Source organism: Rhodococcus sp. ACPA4 (assembly GCF_002300185.1).
GTDB lineage: Bacteria > Actinomycetota > Actinomycetes > Mycobacteriales > Mycobacteriaceae > Rhodococcus_F > Rhodococcus_F globerula.
This window is the reverse complement of sequence record NZ_NSDY01000002.1, coordinates 1135733-1152084: the sequence shown is the minus strand read 5'-3', so window position 1 is coordinate 1152084 and position 16352 is coordinate 1135733. Positions and strand designations below refer to the sequence as shown.

Below are 16352 nucleotides of genomic sequence, written 5' to 3'. Positions count from 1 at the left end.
ACGCAGAAATCCCACTGCGTCGCAGCATCACTGTCTGGCCACGACCGAGCGCAGGAAGAACGCAAGATTCGCCGGCCGTTCCGCGAGCCTGCGCATGAAATACGGGTACCACGCGGAGCCGTACGGAACATATGTCCGGACGTGCTGCCCCTCGGCAACCAGCCGTGCTTGCTCGGGTTCCCGGATACCGAACAACATCTGGTACTCGAATCGCTCGACACCACAAAACATCCGCGCCGCCGCCGCGATCACCACCGGATCATGCGACGCCACCATCGGGTATCCCGTTCCCCGGCACAGGATATCGAGACACCGCAGGTACGACGCCGTCACATCCTCGCGCCGGATATAGGCCACCGCCTCGGGCTCGTTGTACGCACCCTTGCACAGCCGGATCCGCGCATCATCGAAAGCGAGGCAATCCGATTCGGTGCGCCGCAGGTAGGCCTGCAGGACAGTGCCCAGCCACGGGAAATCGGCGCGCAACGATCGCACGGTCGCGAGCGTCGCATCGGTGGTGGTGTGATCCTCCGCGTCCACGGTCACCCACACTCCGGCGGACTGAGCTGCCGCGCAAATAGTTCGAGCGTTTTCGGCGGCTACATCGGTATTCAACTCTGCGCCCAACGACGACAGTTTCACCGACACCTCGACCGGCGGTACCGGAGCAAGCGCGCCGGAAAACTTCCCCAATTCCTCGATCAGCGACAGGTATTCGTGCACGGTTGCCCGCGCCGACCCTGCGTCCGTGACGTTCTCTCCCAGGAAGTCGACGGAGACGTACCGACCGTCGTCGAGTAATCGGCTCACCACCGCTATCGCGTCACTGCGCTCGCGGCCGGCGACAAACCGGTTCACCACTTGACAGCTGAGCGGCGCCCGGGTAATCGCATGCTCGCATCGAGGAGAACGAGCGGCCGCCAGGATGACGGGGCGTAGCGAATTGGTAAGCACAGCAGACGGTTTCACGTCTCGTTCCCCTGGTGCGGATATCGGTAGTCCGTCGGAGCGACAAAGGTTTCCTTGACCGTACGGGCCGACACCCAGCGCAACAGGTTGATGGGCGAACCCGCCTTGTCGTTGGTGCCGGATCCGCGGGCGCCACCAAAAGGTTGTTGCCCCACTACCGCTCCGCTCGGCTTGTCGTTGACGTAGAAATTGCCGGCCGTGAATCGCAATGCGGCGGTTGCCTGAGCTACTGCCGCTCGGTCGGTGGCAAAAATCGATCCCGTCAACGCGTATGGCGTCGCAGCATCCACCTCTTCCAGGATCTGGGCAAAGGAATCGTCGTCGTAGACGTGAATCGAGAGGATCGGACCGAAATACTCGTCGGTCATGGCCTGGTCACGTGGATCGTCCACCAGCAGGACCGTCGGCCGCACGAAGTATCCGACGCTGTCGTCGGACTTGCCGCCGACCGCGATCGTGATACCGGCGGTGGCCCCCGCCCGTTCGATTGCCGCCGCACTCTTGTCGAACGCCCGACGGTCGATGACGGCGCCGCCGAAGTTCTCGAGATCGTTGACGTCGCCGTAGCTGATTGCGTCGACCTGCCCGAGAAAGCCGTCCCGCATCGATGTCCACAGACTTCGGGGGATGTAGGCGCGTGAGGCCGCCGAACACTTCTGACCTTGGTATTCGTAGGCACCTCGGATCAGCGCAGTCGTGAGGATCTCCGGGTCCGCCGAGGAATGCGCGACAACAAAGTCCTTGCCGCCGGTCTCGCCGACCAGACGCGGATAACCTGCATATTTGTCGATGTTCGCACCTACCTGCGCCCACAGTGACTTGAATGTTCGGGTCGAACCTGTGAAGTGAATTCCCGCGAGACGTCGATCCTGCAGTGCCACTGCGGAAATGTCCGGGCCATCGCCGGTCACCAGGTTGATCACGCCAGGAGGCAGACCCGCTTCTTCGAGCAGTTGCAGCGTCAGATACGCCGCCACGCTCTGAGTTGGTGACGGCTTCCAGAGAACGGTGTTGCCCATCAGCGCCGGGGCGGTCGGAAGATTGCCGGCAATCGCGGTGAAATTGAACGGCGTGACTGCGTAGACAAACCCCTCGAGCGGCCGGTAGTCCATCCGATTCCAGACGCCCGGCGACGACTGCGGCTGTTCCTCCAGGATCTGACGCGCGAAGTGCACGTTGAATCGCCAGAAGTCCACCAACTCGCAAGGCGCGTCAATCTCGGCCTGCTGCACCGACTTCGACTGACCCAACATCGTTGCCGCCGCGATCCGCTCGCGCCAGGGCCCGGACAGAAGGTCGGCAGCTCTCAAAAGCACGGCAGCTCGGTCGTCGAACGACAGTTCGCGCCAACCCGGTGCTGCTGCGGACGCGGCCTCGATCGCCCGGGCAGCGTCGTCACCGGTGCCGTTGTGAAACGTGCCGAGGACGTGGGCGCGGCGGTGCGGTTCGACAACATCAACCGACGCACCCGAGCCGCGCACCTCCACTCCACCGATCACATGCGGAATCTCGAGGTGCTCGTCGGACACAGTCCGCAAAGCCGATCGGAGCCTTTTCCGCTCGGGGCTACCGGGCGCATAGGAATGAACCGGCTCGTTGGCCGGAATCGGAACTGCGGTAACGCCGTCCATATCGCCCTCCGTAACCGAAAAACGCCTACCTTCAGTATCTCCCCTGGAATGCCCTCGATAGTGTGCGAATACACCCGCAGCGCTCGAATCGAAGGATGGCTCATGACCACACTGAACGACCTGCTCACAAAAATCGGTTCACAGTCCATCCAGATCGTCGACCTCACCGCCCCCTTGAGTTCCACCACCCCGGTCCTGTCGCTGCCCGAGCCGTTTGCCAACACCATCCCCGCCAGCCTCGAACCCGTCAGCAATTTCGACGACGCCGGTCCGATGTGGAGCTGGAACAATCTGCACACCGGTGAGCACACCGGAACCCACCTCGATGCACCGACGCACTGGGTGAGCGGCCGCGACGGGCTGAGCGTCGATCAGATCCCGCCGAACCGGTTGATCGGCCCCATCGCCGTCATCGACGTCACCGCCGAGGTCGAGAAGAACGCGGACTTCGTGCTCGAACCCGAGCACATCGAAGCCTGGGAATCAGAGAACGAGCCCCTTCCCGAGGGCGCGTGGCTGATCCTGCGCACCGGATGGGGTTCGCGGGTGGGCGACCCGGAGCGCTTTGCCAACGCCGACGCCGACGGCCCGCACACCCCGGGTATCTCGGCAGCGGCAGCGAAGTGGCTGGCCGAATCGAGTCCGATCAGCGGTTTCGGAGTGGAGACGGTGGGAATCGATGCCGGCGCCGCAGGCGGTTTCGAGCCGATGTTTCCGGCGCACTACTACCTGTTGGGCAACAACAAATACGGACTCACCCAGTTGCTGAATGTCGACAAGCTGCCGACACTCGGCGCTGTACTCGTGGTCTCACCCCTGCCGATCGTCGGGGGAACCGGCAGTCCGGCCCGGGTCTTTGCATTGGTCGAGCGCTCGTGACGCTCGTGAATACCGTTGCCGACCTGGTCGGACGCACCCTCGCAGAGTTGGGCGTCGGGTATGCGTTCGGGGTAGTCGGCAGCGGAAACTTCACCGTCACCAATGCGCTACGGCGGCACGGAGTTCCGTTTGTCGCCGCCCGGCACGAGGGCGGCGCTGCCACCATGGCCGATGCCTACGCGCGCATGTCCGGAACGGTCGCCGTGGTCACCACCCATCAGGGATGTGGTTTGACCAATGCTCTGACCGGCATCACCGAAGCCGCCAAGAGTCGCACCCCGCTCATCGTGCTGACCGCCGATACCGCCGGCGCGGCAGTGCAATCCAACTTCAAGATCGACCAGGACGGTCTCGCTCGGAGCGTGGGCGCAGTGGCCGAGCGGGTACACAGCGCGGATTCTGCTGTCGCGGATACCGTTCGAGCGTTCAATACTGCCTGGCGCGAGCGCCGCACCGTCGTACTGAATCTTCCGCTCGATATGCAAAGCCAGATCGCGGCCAGTGCAAACACGCCACCCAATGCGCCTGCACTCCAACATATTCGGCCGGATGGGATCGCGCTCGAAAAGTTCCTCGAACTACTTGCCGCCGCCGACCGCCCCGTTTTCGTGGCCGGACGCGGTGCTCGTGACGCCGGACCTGAGATCGCGGAACTTGCCCGCCACACCGGCGCGTTGGTTGCGACATCTGCCGTTGCTAACGGCTTGTTCCACTCGGATCCTTTCTCCCTCGGCATCTCCGGCGGGTTCTCGTCCCCTCGATCCGCGGAACTCATCGCCGGCGCCGACCTTGTTGTCGGATGGGGATGCGCGCTCAACATGTGGACCATGCGCCAGGGACATCTGATCGGCAAAGACACGACGGTTGTTCAAATCGATCTCGACTCCGCCGCACTGGGTGCCCACCGGCCGATCCACCTCGGCATTGTCGGCGACAGCGCGGCCACGGCCACCGACGCCTTGGACGCACTCGACAAGGCACCCGTCCGGGTCGGCTACCGCACCGATGCGGTTCGGGATTCGATTGCGACGGAATCGAAGTGGAGTCAGGTTCCGTTCGAGGATCTCAGCACCGAGCACTCGATAGATCCCCGGTTGCTCTCACTCGAACTCGACAGCATCCTCCCCACGGAGCGCACGGTGTCTGTGGATTCGGGGAACTTCATGGGATACCCCAGCGCCTACCTGTCGGTGCCGGATCACTTCGGTTTCTGTTTCACGCAGGCTTTCCAGTCCATCGGATTGGGATTGGCCACCGCTATCGGCACCGCGTTGGCGCAGCCGGATCGTCTGCCCGTTGCAGCCCTCGGCGACGGCGGCTTCCTGATGGGCATTTCGGAGCTGGAAACCGTTGCGCGGCTGAAACTTCCCCTGCTGATCGTGGTCTACAACGACAGCGTGTACGGGGCCGAAGTCCATCATTTCACCGACCCAGACACTGACCGCACTACCGTGACCTTCCCGGACACCGATCTCGCGGCCATTGCCCGCGGTTACGGCGCCGACGGCCTCACGGTACGCACGGCCCGAGACCTGGACGCCGTGCGTACATGGGTAAGCGGGCCACGTAGTGGCCCGCTTGTCATCGACGCCAAGATCAGCAGCGACGGCGGATCCTGGTGGTTAGCCGAAGCCTTTAAGGGCCACTAAAGGCTTGTCGTCAGCCGCTTTGCCGCAGCGGCAATCCGCTCGTCCGTGGCGGTCAGTGCGATCCGCACGTGCTGACCGCCGGTCGGGCCGTAGAACTCGCCCGGCGCAACCAGGATGCCTCGCTCCGCGAACCAGGCAACAGTGTCCCGGCAGGCCTCGCCCCGCGTAGCCCACAGGTACAGGCCGGCTTCGGAATTGTCGACGGTGAATCCTGCACTGCGCACCGCGTCGAGCAGGATGGTCCGACGCTCACGGTAACGCTCACGCTGCACGTTCTCGTGCAGATCGTCGCCGAGCGCGGCTTCCATCGCGGCCTGGATGGGCAGCGGCAGAATCATTCCAGCGTGCTTGCGGACTTCGAGAAGTTCCGCGACCAATGCCGGATCTCCGGTGACAAAACCGGCGCGATAGCTCGCGAGGTTCGATGTCTTCGACAGTGAGTGCACGGCCAGCAGACCGGTCAGGTCGCCGTCGTTCACACGGGGATCAAGGATGGACAGTGCGTCCGATTCCCAGGTCAGGCCGAGGTAGCACTCGTCGGATACGACGATGGCTCCGCGCTCACGTGCCCACGCCACCACCTTCTGCAGGTGCTCGAGACCGAGAACCTTGCCGGTGGGGTTGGACGGTGAGTTCACGAAGATCAGCGACGCCGATTCGGGACCGAGCTTGTTCAAGCCGTCGGCCCGCAAGATCCGAGCGCCTGCGAGCTTCGCGGCAACCTCGTAGGTGGGGTATGCCAACTCCGGAATGACCACAAGATCGTCGCCGCCTAGACCCAGAAGGGTCGGCAGCCACGCGATCATTTCCTTGGTACCGATCGCGGGCAGCACTGCCGCCGGGTCGATATCGGGGATGTTGTATCGCCGATCGAGTGACGCGGCGATCGCCTCACGCAGGGAGAGGGTGCCGTGGGTGGTCGGGTAGCCCGGAATCTCCGCAACGGATGCAAGAGCTTCCTGGATGAGCGGGTCCACCGGATCCACCGGGGTGCCCACCGACAGATTCACGATGCCGTCGGGATGTGCGTGTGCCGTGGCTGTGACATCCGCCAGGGAGTCCCAGGGAAAATCGGGAAGCCCGGCGGCCACCGGAGTACGAGACAAGATCTCTATTCCTCACCCATGGGAGGCAGCGCCTTGATGAACGGCGTGTCGTAGTCGACCTTGCCGAGCTTGGCGGCTCCACCCGGTGAGCCGAGGTTGTCGAAGAAATCGACGTTTGCGCTGATGTAGGGGCTCCACTGCTCCGGAACGTCGTCTTCGTAGAAGATCGCTTCGACAGGGCAGACAGGTTCACACGCGCCGCAGTCGACACATTCGTCGGGGTGGATGTAGAGCATGCGTCCACCCTCGTAGATGCAGTCGACGGGGCATTCTTCGATACATGCCTTGTCCATCACATCTACACACGGTTCAGCAATCGTGTAGGTCACTGCCTTCTCTCCCTGCCTTCCAGAGGTGCGCCTGCTGCGCGCAAGCGACTTAACACATTTCAGCCTACTGTGGTGGCGTTCCGCGACCGAATCGCGATCCACTTCTCGCCCGCGGACGCGGCCCGCACAAGCGCGCCGCGCTCACCGAAATAGTCCGCGACCACGCCGATCACCGGAATCTTCCCGACGATCTCGTACGGCTTGGTGCGCAGAGGACGCTTATGCAGTTCGTCGCCGATTGCTCGAAAAGTTTGTGCGGTTTGCCACAGCGTTCCGATCAGAGCGAATGGTCGCCATGTCCCATCCGTACTGGTGACAGCCTTTTCGGTGAAGTCCTCATCGTCCAGCAGATCGCGAGTGCTGACTTCTCGGCGACAGAGAACGGACGCCAGGAGGTCAACCTGCTGATCACGTTCCGTCACGCCGTGCTCGCGGGCGACGGCCACCAGGACAACAGCCTGGTTGGCAAAGGCCAGCAAGTCCTGGATCGGAAACCGGTTGAGCAAAACCCCGAAAATTCCGGGAAATGCCACAGCGACCGTGTTGAGGGCGCCAAGTCGGGTGGTCCACCATTTCGATCGCTGCTCATCCGTCATGACGGACCACGCCGCGGTACCGGGGAACTTGATCACGTCCAGAACCCAGGCAACGGCGTCGAGAACTGTCTCTGCCGCGCTGCGCTCGGGGTCCGTGGGCTCGAAACTACGACGCTTGATGCCGAACGGATCGCTGTACGCGAGGTCGAGGACCGGGTTGATGCCCCAGACCGCTCGATCGAGCACCTCGACTACTCGGCGATCACCCAGGATGTCTGCCATCAGACGGCCACCCCGTCACGACGCGCGTGCGTGGTGGTGCGCTCACGAGCCGGTCGACCGATGCCTTCGGCGATCGCCCGCAGTTCTGCGACGGTCTTCTCGCTGCCGTGCTCGGACCCGGCCATCCGGGAGATGGTCTCTTCCATCAGGGTTCCGCCGAGGTCGTTGGCGCCGCCGTTGAGCATCATCTGCGTTCCGGTGATACCCAGTTTGACCCAGCTGGTCTGGATGTTGGAGATCCGCCCGTGCAGCATGATGCGGGCAAGCGCGTGCGCCGCGCGGTTGTCGCGAATGGTCGGGCCGGGACGGGACGCACCCGCCAGATACAGCGGGGCGCTCTGATGCACGAAAGGCAGCAACACGAACTCCGTGAATCCGCCTGTACGGTCTTGGATTCCACGTAGCACGTTGAGATGGCCGACCCAGTGGTGCGGCTGATCGACGTGCCCGTACATCATGGTCGAACTCGATCGCAGGCCCACTTCGTGCGCCGTGGTGACCACTTCGATCCACTCCGCCGTCGGCAATTTGCCCTTGGTCAGAATCCAGCGCACCTCGTCGTCGAGGATCTCCGCTGCCGTACCGGGGATCGTGTCGAGACCGGCTTCGCGCAGCGCAGTGAGCCAGTCGCGGATGCTCTCACCACTACGTGAAGCACCGTTGACGATTTCCATCGGCGAGAACGCGTGGACGTGCATCGACGGTACGCGCTTCTTGACCGCACGCACCAGATCCGCGTAACCGGTGACCGGTAGTTCCGGGTCAATTCCGCCCTGCATGCAGACTTCGGTGGCGCCGGCGACGTGCGCCTCCCACGCCCGGTCCGCTACTTCCTCGGCCGAGAGCGTGAAAGCGTCGGCGTCGCCCTTGCGCTGCGCAAATGCGCAGAATCGGCAGCCGGTGTAGCAGATGTTGGTGAAGTTGATGTTCCGGTTCACGACGTAGGTGACGTCTTCGCCGATGGCATCCTTGCGGAGCGCATCTGCCAGTGCCACAACGGCTTCAAGGCCTGGGCCCTCCGCGGTCGCCAGCGCCAGGTATTCGTCGTCCGAGCACCCGGCGGGATCACGCTCGGCACTGCGCAGTGCCGCAAGAAGATCCGTGTCGACGCGAACCGGAGCACTCAATTCCAGAACCTGCTCACGCACGGTTTCCCAGTCACCGAAGGCACTGCCCAGGTCGCTGCGAGTCTCGGTGTTGCGGCCGTCGGTGTCGATCTCGGTATTGAGGTCGACGCGTCCGCTCGACTCCCAGGATTCGTCCGGTTCCTGCCACGGCCGGCCCACCGGCTTGGTGTCGAGTTTGGCCAGTCCGGTCTTCGGATCGGCAAGTGCCTGAACGTGACCGGCGATCCGCGGGTCGATCCAGGGAGCACCGGCCAGGACGTAGGCGGGCTGAGCGGCGGTGCGTTCGGTGAGCGTGAAGCCGCCTTCCGCACTGATCGCTGCCAGAGTCTCGAGGTTGGGCCACGGACGCTCGGGGTTGACGTGATCGGGAGTCAGGGGCGATACCCCGCCCCAGTCGTCGACGCCCGCGCCGAGAAGTGCCAGGCACTCGCTGTTCGAGACCAGATTCGGCGGGCTCTGAATCCGCATCGACGGACCGAGCAGCAGACGAGCAACGGCGATCGCCGCGAGGAACTCGTCAAGCGAGGCGTCCGGGGAGTCTCGCATCGCAGTGTCGGGCTTGGCCAGGAAGTTCTGGATGATGACTTCCTGAATATGACCGAAAGCCTTCTGCGACTTACGGATCGCCATGATCGACTCGGCCCGCTCGGCAAAGTTCTCGCCGATGCCGACCAGAATGCCGGTGGTGAACGGCACGTTGAGGCGACCCGCATCGGTCAGGGTCCGCAACCGGACGGCCGGGTCCTTGTCCGGGCTGCCGTAATGGCATTCACCCTTGTCCGTGAACAGCCTGGTAGCGGTGGTCTCGAGCATCATGCCCATCGACGGCGCCACCGGCTTGAGGCGCGAAAGTTCCTGCCAGCTCATCACACCGGGGTTGAGGTGCGGAAGAAGACCGGTTTCCTCGAGCACCCGAATCGACATCGCCCGCAGGTAGTCCAGAGTCGAATCGTATCCACGCTCGTCGAGCCACTGCTTTGCTTCCGGCCAGCGCGCTTCCGGACGATCCCCCAAGGTGAACAGTGCTTCCTTGCAACCTAATTCAGCGCCCTGACGAGCAATCTCGAGGATCTCATCCGGTTCGAGGTACATGCCGCGTCCCTCGGCCCGCAACTTGCCAGGGACCTTGACAAACGTGCAGTAGTGGCACTTGTCCTGGCACAGGTGGGTCAGCGGAATGAACACCTTGCGCGAGTACGTCACCGTATTCGGGCGGCCGGCGGCTAACAAACCCGCGTCCCGAACCTTGGCCGCCGACGCGCACAGGTCCGCGAGGTCGGTTCCCCGGGCCTGCAGCAGCGTCGTTGCCTCGTCCACGTTCAGCGTCGCGCCGTCGCGAGCGCGGCGCAGCACGCGTCGCATCGCTGATGGGCTCGGCGACGCGGTCCCAGTTGCCGACGCGGACAGTCCAGGCATCGGAAGCATCGTGGGTTTGACGGAGTCATCACCAGTTCGGTTCACCTAGCGATCATGCGCCATACCCGACGACTACTGCCACTCGGTGCCGGAAGTACCAGAACTCAGCTAGGTGGATACTCCTCGTCGATCGCAACTTCACGCCGCTGATCGACAACATCGGCCGCGGGCGCGTCGAGCGGAATATCGGTCAGGTCAGGTTCGTCGGGAGTATTCGGATCTACCGGTGTTGCCTGTTCCAGAGCATCGGACTCCGGTGCCTCCGAGCTGAATGCCGAATCCTGTTCAGTCATCACGTGCTCCCTTCATGGTCGCCACACTCCACCATAGGGTGGTTGTCGACAGAACGCCTCAACTCGACCAAAGTAAGCACCATGACCGCGTCTAACACCATCACCATGGCCGATCCGCTGTGGCGTCCGAGCACCAAAGCACCCAGATTGTGGGCCATCACCGCAGCGCTTTTCTGGGCGCCGGTCATCGTCGCCGAAATTGTCTGCGCGATCCTGATCTCCGGCCTGCCGACCTGGGTGGTGGGGGCAGTCGGTGCGGTCACCGTGTTCTGCGCAGCGGTACACATTCTGATGGTGCCGATGTGGCGTTACCGGGTGCATCGCTGGGAAATCAGCGACACCGCCGTGTACACCCGCACCGGCTGGTTCACGCAGGAACGACGCATCGCCCCGATCTCGCGGGTCCAGACCGTCGACACCGAACGTGGCCCCATCGACCGGATGCTGGGGCTCGCTACCGTCACCGTGACTACGGCATCGTCGGCAGGTGCCGTGAAGATCTCCGCCCTCGATCAGGACGTGGCCGACCGTACAGTTGCACAACTGACTGCAATCGCCGGGACCAATTCGAGCGACGCGACATGAACGAAATCGACAAACTCATGATCGACATTCCCGACGAAGCAGAATCCGCAGCCGCCGAGGCCGCGGAGCAGGAACAGCCGTGGCTTCGCCTCGACCGACGGATGCTGCTGGTCCATCCGATCAACGAAGTGGTCAAACTGCTTCCGGTCCTGCTGATTTCCTTTGTTCTCGGCAGCCAGAGCGGCAACCACTACTGGGGATTCGGTGTTGTCACGCTGCTCGTGATCTACGGCCTCCTGCGGTATTTCACCACCACCTATCGCATCGGCCCCGTCCACGTTCAGCTGCGCACCGGCGTCTTCCAGAAGAAGCTGCTCTCGGTGCCGCGCAGTCGCATCCGGTCCGTCGACGTCGAAGCCGGAGTCCTGCACCGCGTGCTGGGGCTGTCGATCGTGCGAATCGGCACGGGGCAGCGTGCCGGAAACGGCCATGATTCCAACAAATTCGAGCTCAACGCACTCTCGAGTGCGCTGGTTCCGGATCTACGCGCAGCCTTGCTGAGCGAGTCTCGCGGCAAGCCCACGCTCGACACACCGACGTCGCCGGTGTCTGCGGACGTCGAAATCGGGCACTGGCACGTGAGCTGGGTTCGGTTTGCGCCCTTCTCTTTCACCGGCATCGCGATCATCGCGGCAATCGTCGGCATCGCGTTCCAATACGGAATCGGCTCTGCGATCGCGAAGTCGTCCGCGGTCACCGGAAGCGTCGAATCGCTCGAAGGCCTCGGCATCACCGTGCTGGTCATTGTTCTGCTGGTGGCACTGCTCATCCTCTCCAGCGCCTTTGCGTGCATTCAGTATCTGATCGCGTTCGGCGACATGACGCTCACCGACAACGGTCGCATCCTGCACGTCAGCCACGGGCTGCTCAAGACCAGGGCGACAACGTTGGACCGGGCCCGGCTGCGCGGTACGACGCTCAAAGAACCTCTCCTGCTTCGACTTGCAGGCGGTGCGCGCCTGGACGCGATCATGACGGGAGTGAGTGCGGAGAAAAAAGAATCCTCGCTCCTGCTGCCGCAAGGCCCACGGGCCGAAGCAGAACGCGTCATGGCAACGGTCATCGGCGACAGCCGGCAGGCGTCCGTTCCGCTCATTCCCCACGGTGGGGCGGCCCGCCGCCGCCGATACACCCGAGCCCTGTTCCCTGCTGTGGCCGTTGCGGTCGCGGCAGTGGTCTGCCTGATCTTCGGAGTTCACGTGCCCACCTATGTCTGGGTCGCCGTCGTCGTGCTCGCTGTGGGCGGAGCGGGGCTTGCCTTCGACCGGTACAACGGACTCGGCCACGCGGTACTACCCGGCTGGCTCATCACCCGCAGCGGCTCCCTCGACCGCAAACGGCACAGCCTCGAAGCCGACGGCGTGATCGGCTGGACGGTCCGTGAAACGTTCTTCCAGCGACGCGCCGGAGTTGCCACCGTCATCGCCGCAACCCCGGCAGGCACCGGCGGCTACGACGTGATCGACCTGCCCGCCGAGAATGCGTGGGGTCTGATCGAAGCCGTCACGCCCGGAGCGCGCGACGTCTGGGCAAATCCTCGATGATCAACCGCGCCAACGCACCGAGGCGCGAGCGTTCCGGTTGGATGGTGGGCACGCCCAGAAGTTCCAACGGTGCGGCCGTCACCGGGCCGACGCAATAGGTGGGCACGTTGTCTCGCATCGCCGCGACGAAGCGTTCCAACTCCCCCATCTCCTTGGCCGTGCTGAGCATGGACGACACTGCCGGGGCGCTGGTGAAAGTGAGCGCGTCGATACTGCCCGAACGCACAGCGGAGACCAGTGCACGCACCTGCGACTGATCCGGCGGCCGAATCCACCGGTAGACCGAGACTGCCGTGACCACCGCGCCGATGTCGGTCAACGACGCACTCAGATCGGTCAGCGGTTCCCATTCGGTGATGATCCCGTGCAGTTGAACGGCCACGCGAACGCCGTCGACGCCCTCGCTGGCCAAGTGCCTCAGCACTTCCTCGGACGACTCCCCGGACGGCGACCATTCCTCACGCAAGCCCGCGCCGCGGATCGCCCCCATCGCCTTCGGACCGCGAGCCACGATGCGAGTCCGGTTCAGCGCGCCGAGAAACTGCTCCGTCAGATCCCACGACTCCACCGCCTCCAGCCAACCGCGGAACCCGATTCCCGTGCTGATCACCACGAGTTCCGGCGGATCCGCAATCAATGCCTCGGTCTGAACTCGCAGATCAGCGTCGTCAACCAGAGGAAGCACATGAATCACCGGGGTCCGGACCGTCTCCGCACCTCGCCGTTCGAGGAGCGTCGCAAATTCTTCCGAACGACGCTCCGCGGTCAGGGCGATCGTGACGCCCGCAAGATCTAGTTCAGCCACACTGCAAGTGTCCCTTATGAACGCTTCGAAGTATCGATAGACGCGAGCGCCTTGCTTGCCACTCGAAACAAAAAGACGATCGCCGGTGCCAGCGCGCCGACAAGCAGCAGGAAAGTGAGCGGCGACGACAACACCAGAACGTCGCCGCCTGGCCCGCCAACCATGCAGAAAAGGAATCCGGCGATCCAACCGGCCAGCGGAAGCGCTGCCTTACCGGTTGTCGTCACTGTCCGCGCCGCGATGACCAACCCGAGGTTGAACACGGCTGCCACCAGGATGCTGACCGGAAACGGTGTGGTGCCGAGGTAGCTCGGGAGAAAGATGACCGACAGTACGGCGCACAGAAATCCGTCGAAGATCAAGACGCCGAGGATGACCGGGTCGAGAAACGCAAATCTACCGTCGGGTGTTTCGACTGCGTCCGGTGAAGCACTGGTCATGAGATCCCACCGAAGAGGTCGCCCTCACGGCCGTCTGCGTCAACCGGGCCCAACTCGCCGCGGACAAGCACAAAATGCTCGACCGGCACGATGGGCTGTACGACGTTGTTGGACAACGCGAACTCGGTGCGGCTCGGCGCGACAGTCACCTGCGTGGCGTGCGCGGACAGCGCGCCGGCCTTGGACTCGAGAACGGCGCTCACATCGATCGCCGTCGTGACGTCCGCGTCGACCACACAGGGAAGCTCACCGGGCTCAGGTAGCCGCCACTGCGCCGGCACCTGAGCGATCGACGCGATTGCCCGCTCCAGAGAGCTACGTTCGGTCACGGTCCAGTAGAACTTCTGAGGGCTCCACGGCTCGCCGGCCTCGGGATAGACCGATGTTCCGGCCGCGGCAACGGCAGCGGTTGTGATGGCATTGGCTTGAATGTGATCGGGATGGCCGTACCCGCCGTTGGTGTCGTACGTGATTACCACATGCGGGCGCAGTTCCCGGATCACCTCGACCACGGCGCGAACCGCAACGTCGAGATCGGCGTTGACGAATGCCCGCGGATTGGCAGCTGACGGCGTCCCGGCCATTCCGGAATCACGAAAGTGACCGGCTCCCAGCAGGAATCGGGGTTCACTCACACCGAGACGGGACAACGCCGCGGTCAGCTCCGCAATCCGGTAGCCACCGAGTTGATCAGCGGCGTCGGCAACCAGTCCGGCCCACCGATCACCGATTACCTCCCCTTCCTCACCCAACGTGCAGGTCAGGACGGTCACCTCGGCACCTTCGTCGACGTACCTGGCGATGGTGCCGCCGGTGGTGATCGTTTCGTCGTCGGGATGCGCGTGAACCAGCAGCAGTCTCTTCTTTACGACGGTCATTCCTTCACCCTCACCCAGTTGGTTGCGTCACCGAATATTCCAACCTGAACCGGACTGGTCAGGGTGACACCTTCGACTCCGGTTCCGAGTGCGGCCAACGTGCGATCCTGCACGATAGGCAGAACCGCCGCGAGATCCCACAGCTTGGGTTCGGCGTCGGCGATCAGCGCCCCGAAATCACCGATCCCACTGAGCGCTTCGTCGATCCGCGGCTGCAGCGAAGGGTCGCACAGTCCTGAAATATTGCTCGGCGCTTCCGAATCGGACTCGCGGGCCGTAGTCGGCGTCGGCGCGGTAGACGTCGACTCCGGAGTCTCGGTAGTGGTTACCGGCACGGTGGGAGTCAGGGGGCAACTGAACCGAGACGCCAACGACGTGGCAGGGTCGACGCCGGCGCGGATCCAGCCGACCACCATGTCTACGCTCCCCGTCGTGAGCTCCTTACCGTACAGCTCTTCTGCCGGAAGGGATTTCACGGTGGCCGCAATTCCTGCGTCCCGCAGTTCATCGGCAGCGGTGTTGGCCACCGCGATCGCGATGTCGTCGTTCTCCGGCGCCCCGAGCGTCAGTTCGAGCGGCTTGCCGTCACGGACGACGCTTCCGTTTGTTCCCCCGACCACGACCGGTCCCGCCGGCGGCACGACGACGTAGCCGGATTCCACCAATTGCTCCATCGAACGCTCACGACTCTGCTTGGGCGGCGCCGTCGGTACGTAGCCGGGATCGGACGGCGAGAGGATCTGCGCTTTTGCCGGAACCGCAGCAGATTCACTGCCCGCGGCCACTACTGCCAGAAGATCGGAATCCAGAAGTCCCAGAACAGCTTTGCGGACCCGGACGTCGGCAAACATGGCACTGCGTCCGTTGACCGTCATGTCGAGGGTGCGCGGCACAAACGTAAAGGCCGTGCTCACTCCCGGAACCGCCGACAGCTGAATGTCGGTAGCACTACCCGCATGAATCTGCGCGATCTGCGAATCGTCGGTGCGCATCGCTTCAGCCAACTGCGCAGCCGACCCGGCCCGGCGCATCACGATCTGATCCGGGTCCGACGGCTCTCCCCAGAACCTGTCATTGCGTTCGAGGATGATCTCGTCTCGGCCACGGTCGACGGAGCGCACGTGGAAGTGCGCCCCCGACACCGGAATTCCCTCACTCAAACCGGTACTGAAACCGCCGGGGGTGTCCTTCACAAGGTGGGACGGAAGAAGATCCGTGAAGAGTTCACGCCACGCCGGATACGCCGCGCGCATCACGACGTTCACGGTCTTGCCTCCACCGGACGAGGTTACGTCCGAAATCAATTGGTACCCGGCCGGGTTCACAACACCGGGAACCGAAATCATCTGCTGCCACAGGTAGCGGAAATCCTCGGCGGCGATCGGTGCGCCGTCGGACCACTGCGCTTCGTTGCGGAGCTGATAGCGAATCGTGAACGGCGCCTCCGAGACAACTTCCGCGGAAACGGCCAACGAGTCGTCGAGGACCCACTCGGCCTGGCCGGGCTGCACGGGCGAGCTGATCGGACGAAATACGCTGGGCAACACCAAGTTACCGACGGCAGAGTTCACCGGGGACAAATCGGCGAGGAGGTGGGGATTGAATCCGTCACCCACCTGGTCGATAGCCACCGACACCACCCGCATTGCCGGCGTGACGGGCGTCGTAGTCGGCTTGACCGTCTCGGTGCTCTCGACAGGCGGCGGTGGATCAGCAGTGCACGCCGTCAGAGACAACGCTGTCACCGCCACGGCCAACGCCAGGTACCGACGTCCAGCAACCACAGAGATATCCTTCCGTTTTCAGGCACGCGCAGCCTGAGTCCACGGTTTCCCAACCAACACGATGCCTGGAAACCATGAAGGCGAATGTACCTTTTGCCG

15 protein-coding genes are annotated in these 16352 nt (G+C 63.6%); 4 read left to right on the top strand and 11 right to left on the bottom strand.

Translation table 11 applies throughout. The features are described from left to right. Positions 1–27: 27 nt before the first annotated feature. Positions 28–969 carry a proline dehydrogenase family protein gene (locus CJ178_RS28715; RefSeq protein WP_095888531.1) on the bottom strand — a complete coding sequence of 314 codons (942 nt, stop codon included), beginning with the start codon at positions 967–969 and terminating at the stop codon, positions 28–30. After that, a complete protein-coding gene (gene pruA / locus CJ178_RS28710; RefSeq protein ID WP_095888530.1) occupies positions 966–2600 on the bottom strand; it encodes an L-glutamate gamma-semialdehyde dehydrogenase in 1635 nt (544 codons plus the stop codon). Before pruA ends, CJ178_RS28715 begins: the two co-directional genes overlap by 4 nt. Positions 2601–2702: 102 nt before the next feature. Here pruA and CJ178_RS28705 point away from each other — a divergent pair, with 102 nt between their 5' ends. Then, a complete protein-coding gene (locus CJ178_RS28705; protein WP_095888728.1) occupies positions 2703–3479 on the top strand; it encodes a cyclase family protein in 777 nt (258 codons plus the stop codon). Beyond that, positions 3476–5128: a thiamine pyrophosphate-binding protein gene (locus CJ178_RS28700; RefSeq protein ID WP_095888529.1), complete on the top strand. Its 1653-nt coding sequence runs from the start codon at positions 3476–3478 to the stop codon at positions 5126–5128. Before CJ178_RS28705 ends, CJ178_RS28700 begins: the two co-directional genes overlap by 4 nt. Here the strand turns inward: CJ178_RS28700 and dapC are convergent. From dapC to CJ178_RS28675, 5 genes are all read right to left on the bottom strand, one after another. Further along, positions 5125–6234 (bottom strand): succinyldiaminopimelate transaminase, encoded by a 1110-nt coding sequence (gene dapC / locus CJ178_RS28695; RefSeq protein WP_095888528.1) that lies wholly within the window; start codon positions 6232–6234, stop codon positions 5125–5127. The genes CJ178_RS28700 and dapC overlap by 4 nt on opposite strands. 5 nt (positions 6235–6239) lie before the next feature. Continuing rightward, the gene (fdxA, locus tag CJ178_RS28690; RefSeq protein WP_033234456.1) at positions 6240–6563 is read right to left on the bottom strand and encodes a ferredoxin; all 324 of its coding nucleotides are present in this window, start codon (positions 6561–6563) and stop codon (positions 6240–6242) included. Positions 6564–6622: 59 nt separating this feature from the next. Beyond that, positions 6623–7381: a hypothetical protein gene (locus CJ178_RS28685; protein WP_033234457.1), complete on the bottom strand. Its 759-nt coding sequence runs from the start codon at positions 7379–7381 to the stop codon at positions 6623–6625. Then, a complete protein-coding gene (locus tag CJ178_RS28680; protein WP_045069893.1) occupies positions 7381–9933 on the bottom strand; it encodes a bifunctional FO biosynthesis protein CofGH in 2553 nt (850 codons plus the stop codon). Before CJ178_RS28680 ends, CJ178_RS28685 begins: the two co-directional genes overlap by 1 nt. 95 nt (positions 9934–10028) lie before the next feature. Then, a complete protein-coding gene (locus CJ178_RS28675; protein WP_033234459.1) occupies positions 10029–10217 on the bottom strand; it encodes a hypothetical protein in 189 nt (62 codons plus the stop codon). A gap of 81 nt (positions 10218–10298) precedes the next feature. Here CJ178_RS28675 and CJ178_RS28670 point away from each other — a divergent pair, with 81 nt between their 5' ends. After that, entirely contained in the window at positions 10299–10802 is a 504-nt protein-coding gene (locus CJ178_RS28670; protein ID WP_033234460.1) for a PH domain-containing protein, read from the top strand. Next, positions 10799–12346 carry a PH domain-containing protein gene (locus tag CJ178_RS28665; protein ID WP_179300859.1) on the top strand — a complete coding sequence of 516 codons (1548 nt, stop codon included), beginning with the start codon at positions 10799–10801 and terminating at the stop codon, positions 12344–12346. The genes CJ178_RS28670 and CJ178_RS28665 overlap by 4 nt, the downstream gene beginning before the upstream one ends. Here CJ178_RS28665 and CJ178_RS28660 read toward each other — a convergent pair. The 4 genes from CJ178_RS28660 to CJ178_RS28645 are packed head-to-tail and all read right to left on the bottom strand — an operon-like array spanning position 12306 to position 16253. Next, positions 12306–13151, bottom strand: a complete 846-nt coding sequence (locus CJ178_RS28660) for a uroporphyrinogen-III synthase (RefSeq protein WP_095888527.1) — start codon at positions 13149–13151, stop codon at positions 12306–12308. The two genes, CJ178_RS28665 and CJ178_RS28660, sit on opposite strands and share 41 nt — an antisense overlap. A gap of 14 nt (positions 13152–13165) precedes the next feature. Further along, entirely contained in the window at positions 13166–13591 is a 426-nt protein-coding gene (locus CJ178_RS28655; protein WP_033234463.1) for a hypothetical protein, read from the bottom strand. Continuing rightward, positions 13588–14469: an N-acetyl-1-D-myo-inositol-2-amino-2-deoxy-alpha-D-glucopyranoside deacetylase gene (gene mshB, locus CJ178_RS28650; RefSeq protein ID WP_095888526.1), complete on the bottom strand. Its 882-nt coding sequence runs from the start codon at positions 14467–14469 to the stop codon at positions 13588–13590. Before mshB ends, CJ178_RS28655 begins: the two co-directional genes overlap by 4 nt. Beyond that, entirely contained in the window at positions 14466–16253 is a 1788-nt protein-coding gene (locus tag CJ178_RS28645) for an ABC transporter family substrate-binding protein (RefSeq protein WP_033234465.1), read from the bottom strand. The genes mshB and CJ178_RS28645 overlap by 4 nt, the downstream gene beginning before the upstream one ends. Positions 16254–16352 lie beyond the last annotated feature (99 nt).

Excerpts from the sequence above, each read along its gene's own strand:
- pruA (WP_095888530.1), bottom strand. The coding sequence starts at position 2,600 with ATGGACGGCGTTACCGCAGTTCCGATTCCGGCCAACGAGCCGGTTCAT.
- CJ178_RS28705 (WP_095888728.1), top strand. The coding sequence starts at position 2,703 with ATGACCACACTGAACGACCTGCTCACAAAAATCGGTTCACAGTCCATC.
- CJ178_RS28685 (WP_033234457.1), bottom strand. The coding sequence starts at position 7,381 with ATGGCAGACATCCTGGGTGATCGCCGAGTAGTCGAGGTGCTCGATCGA.
- CJ178_RS28680 (WP_045069893.1), bottom strand. The coding sequence starts at position 9,933 with ATGCTTCCGATGCCTGGACTGTCCGCGTCGGCAACTGGGACCGCGTCG.
- CJ178_RS28675 (WP_033234459.1), bottom strand. The coding sequence starts at position 10,217 with ATGACTGAACAGGATTCGGCATTCAGCTCGGAGGCACCGGAGTCCGAT.
- CJ178_RS28670 (WP_033234460.1), top strand. The coding sequence starts at position 10,299 with ATGACCGCGTCTAACACCATCACCATGGCCGATCCGCTGTGGCGTCCG.
- CJ178_RS28665 (WP_179300859.1), top strand. The coding sequence starts at position 10,799 with ATGAACGAAATCGACAAACTCATGATCGACATTCCCGACGAAGCAGAA.
- CJ178_RS28655 (WP_033234463.1), bottom strand. The coding sequence starts at position 13,591 with ATGACCAGTGCTTCACCGGACGCAGTCGAAACACCCGACGGTAGATTT.
- mshB (WP_095888526.1), bottom strand. The coding sequence starts at position 14,469 with ATGACCGTCGTAAAGAAGAGACTGCTGCTGGTTCACGCGCATCCCGAC.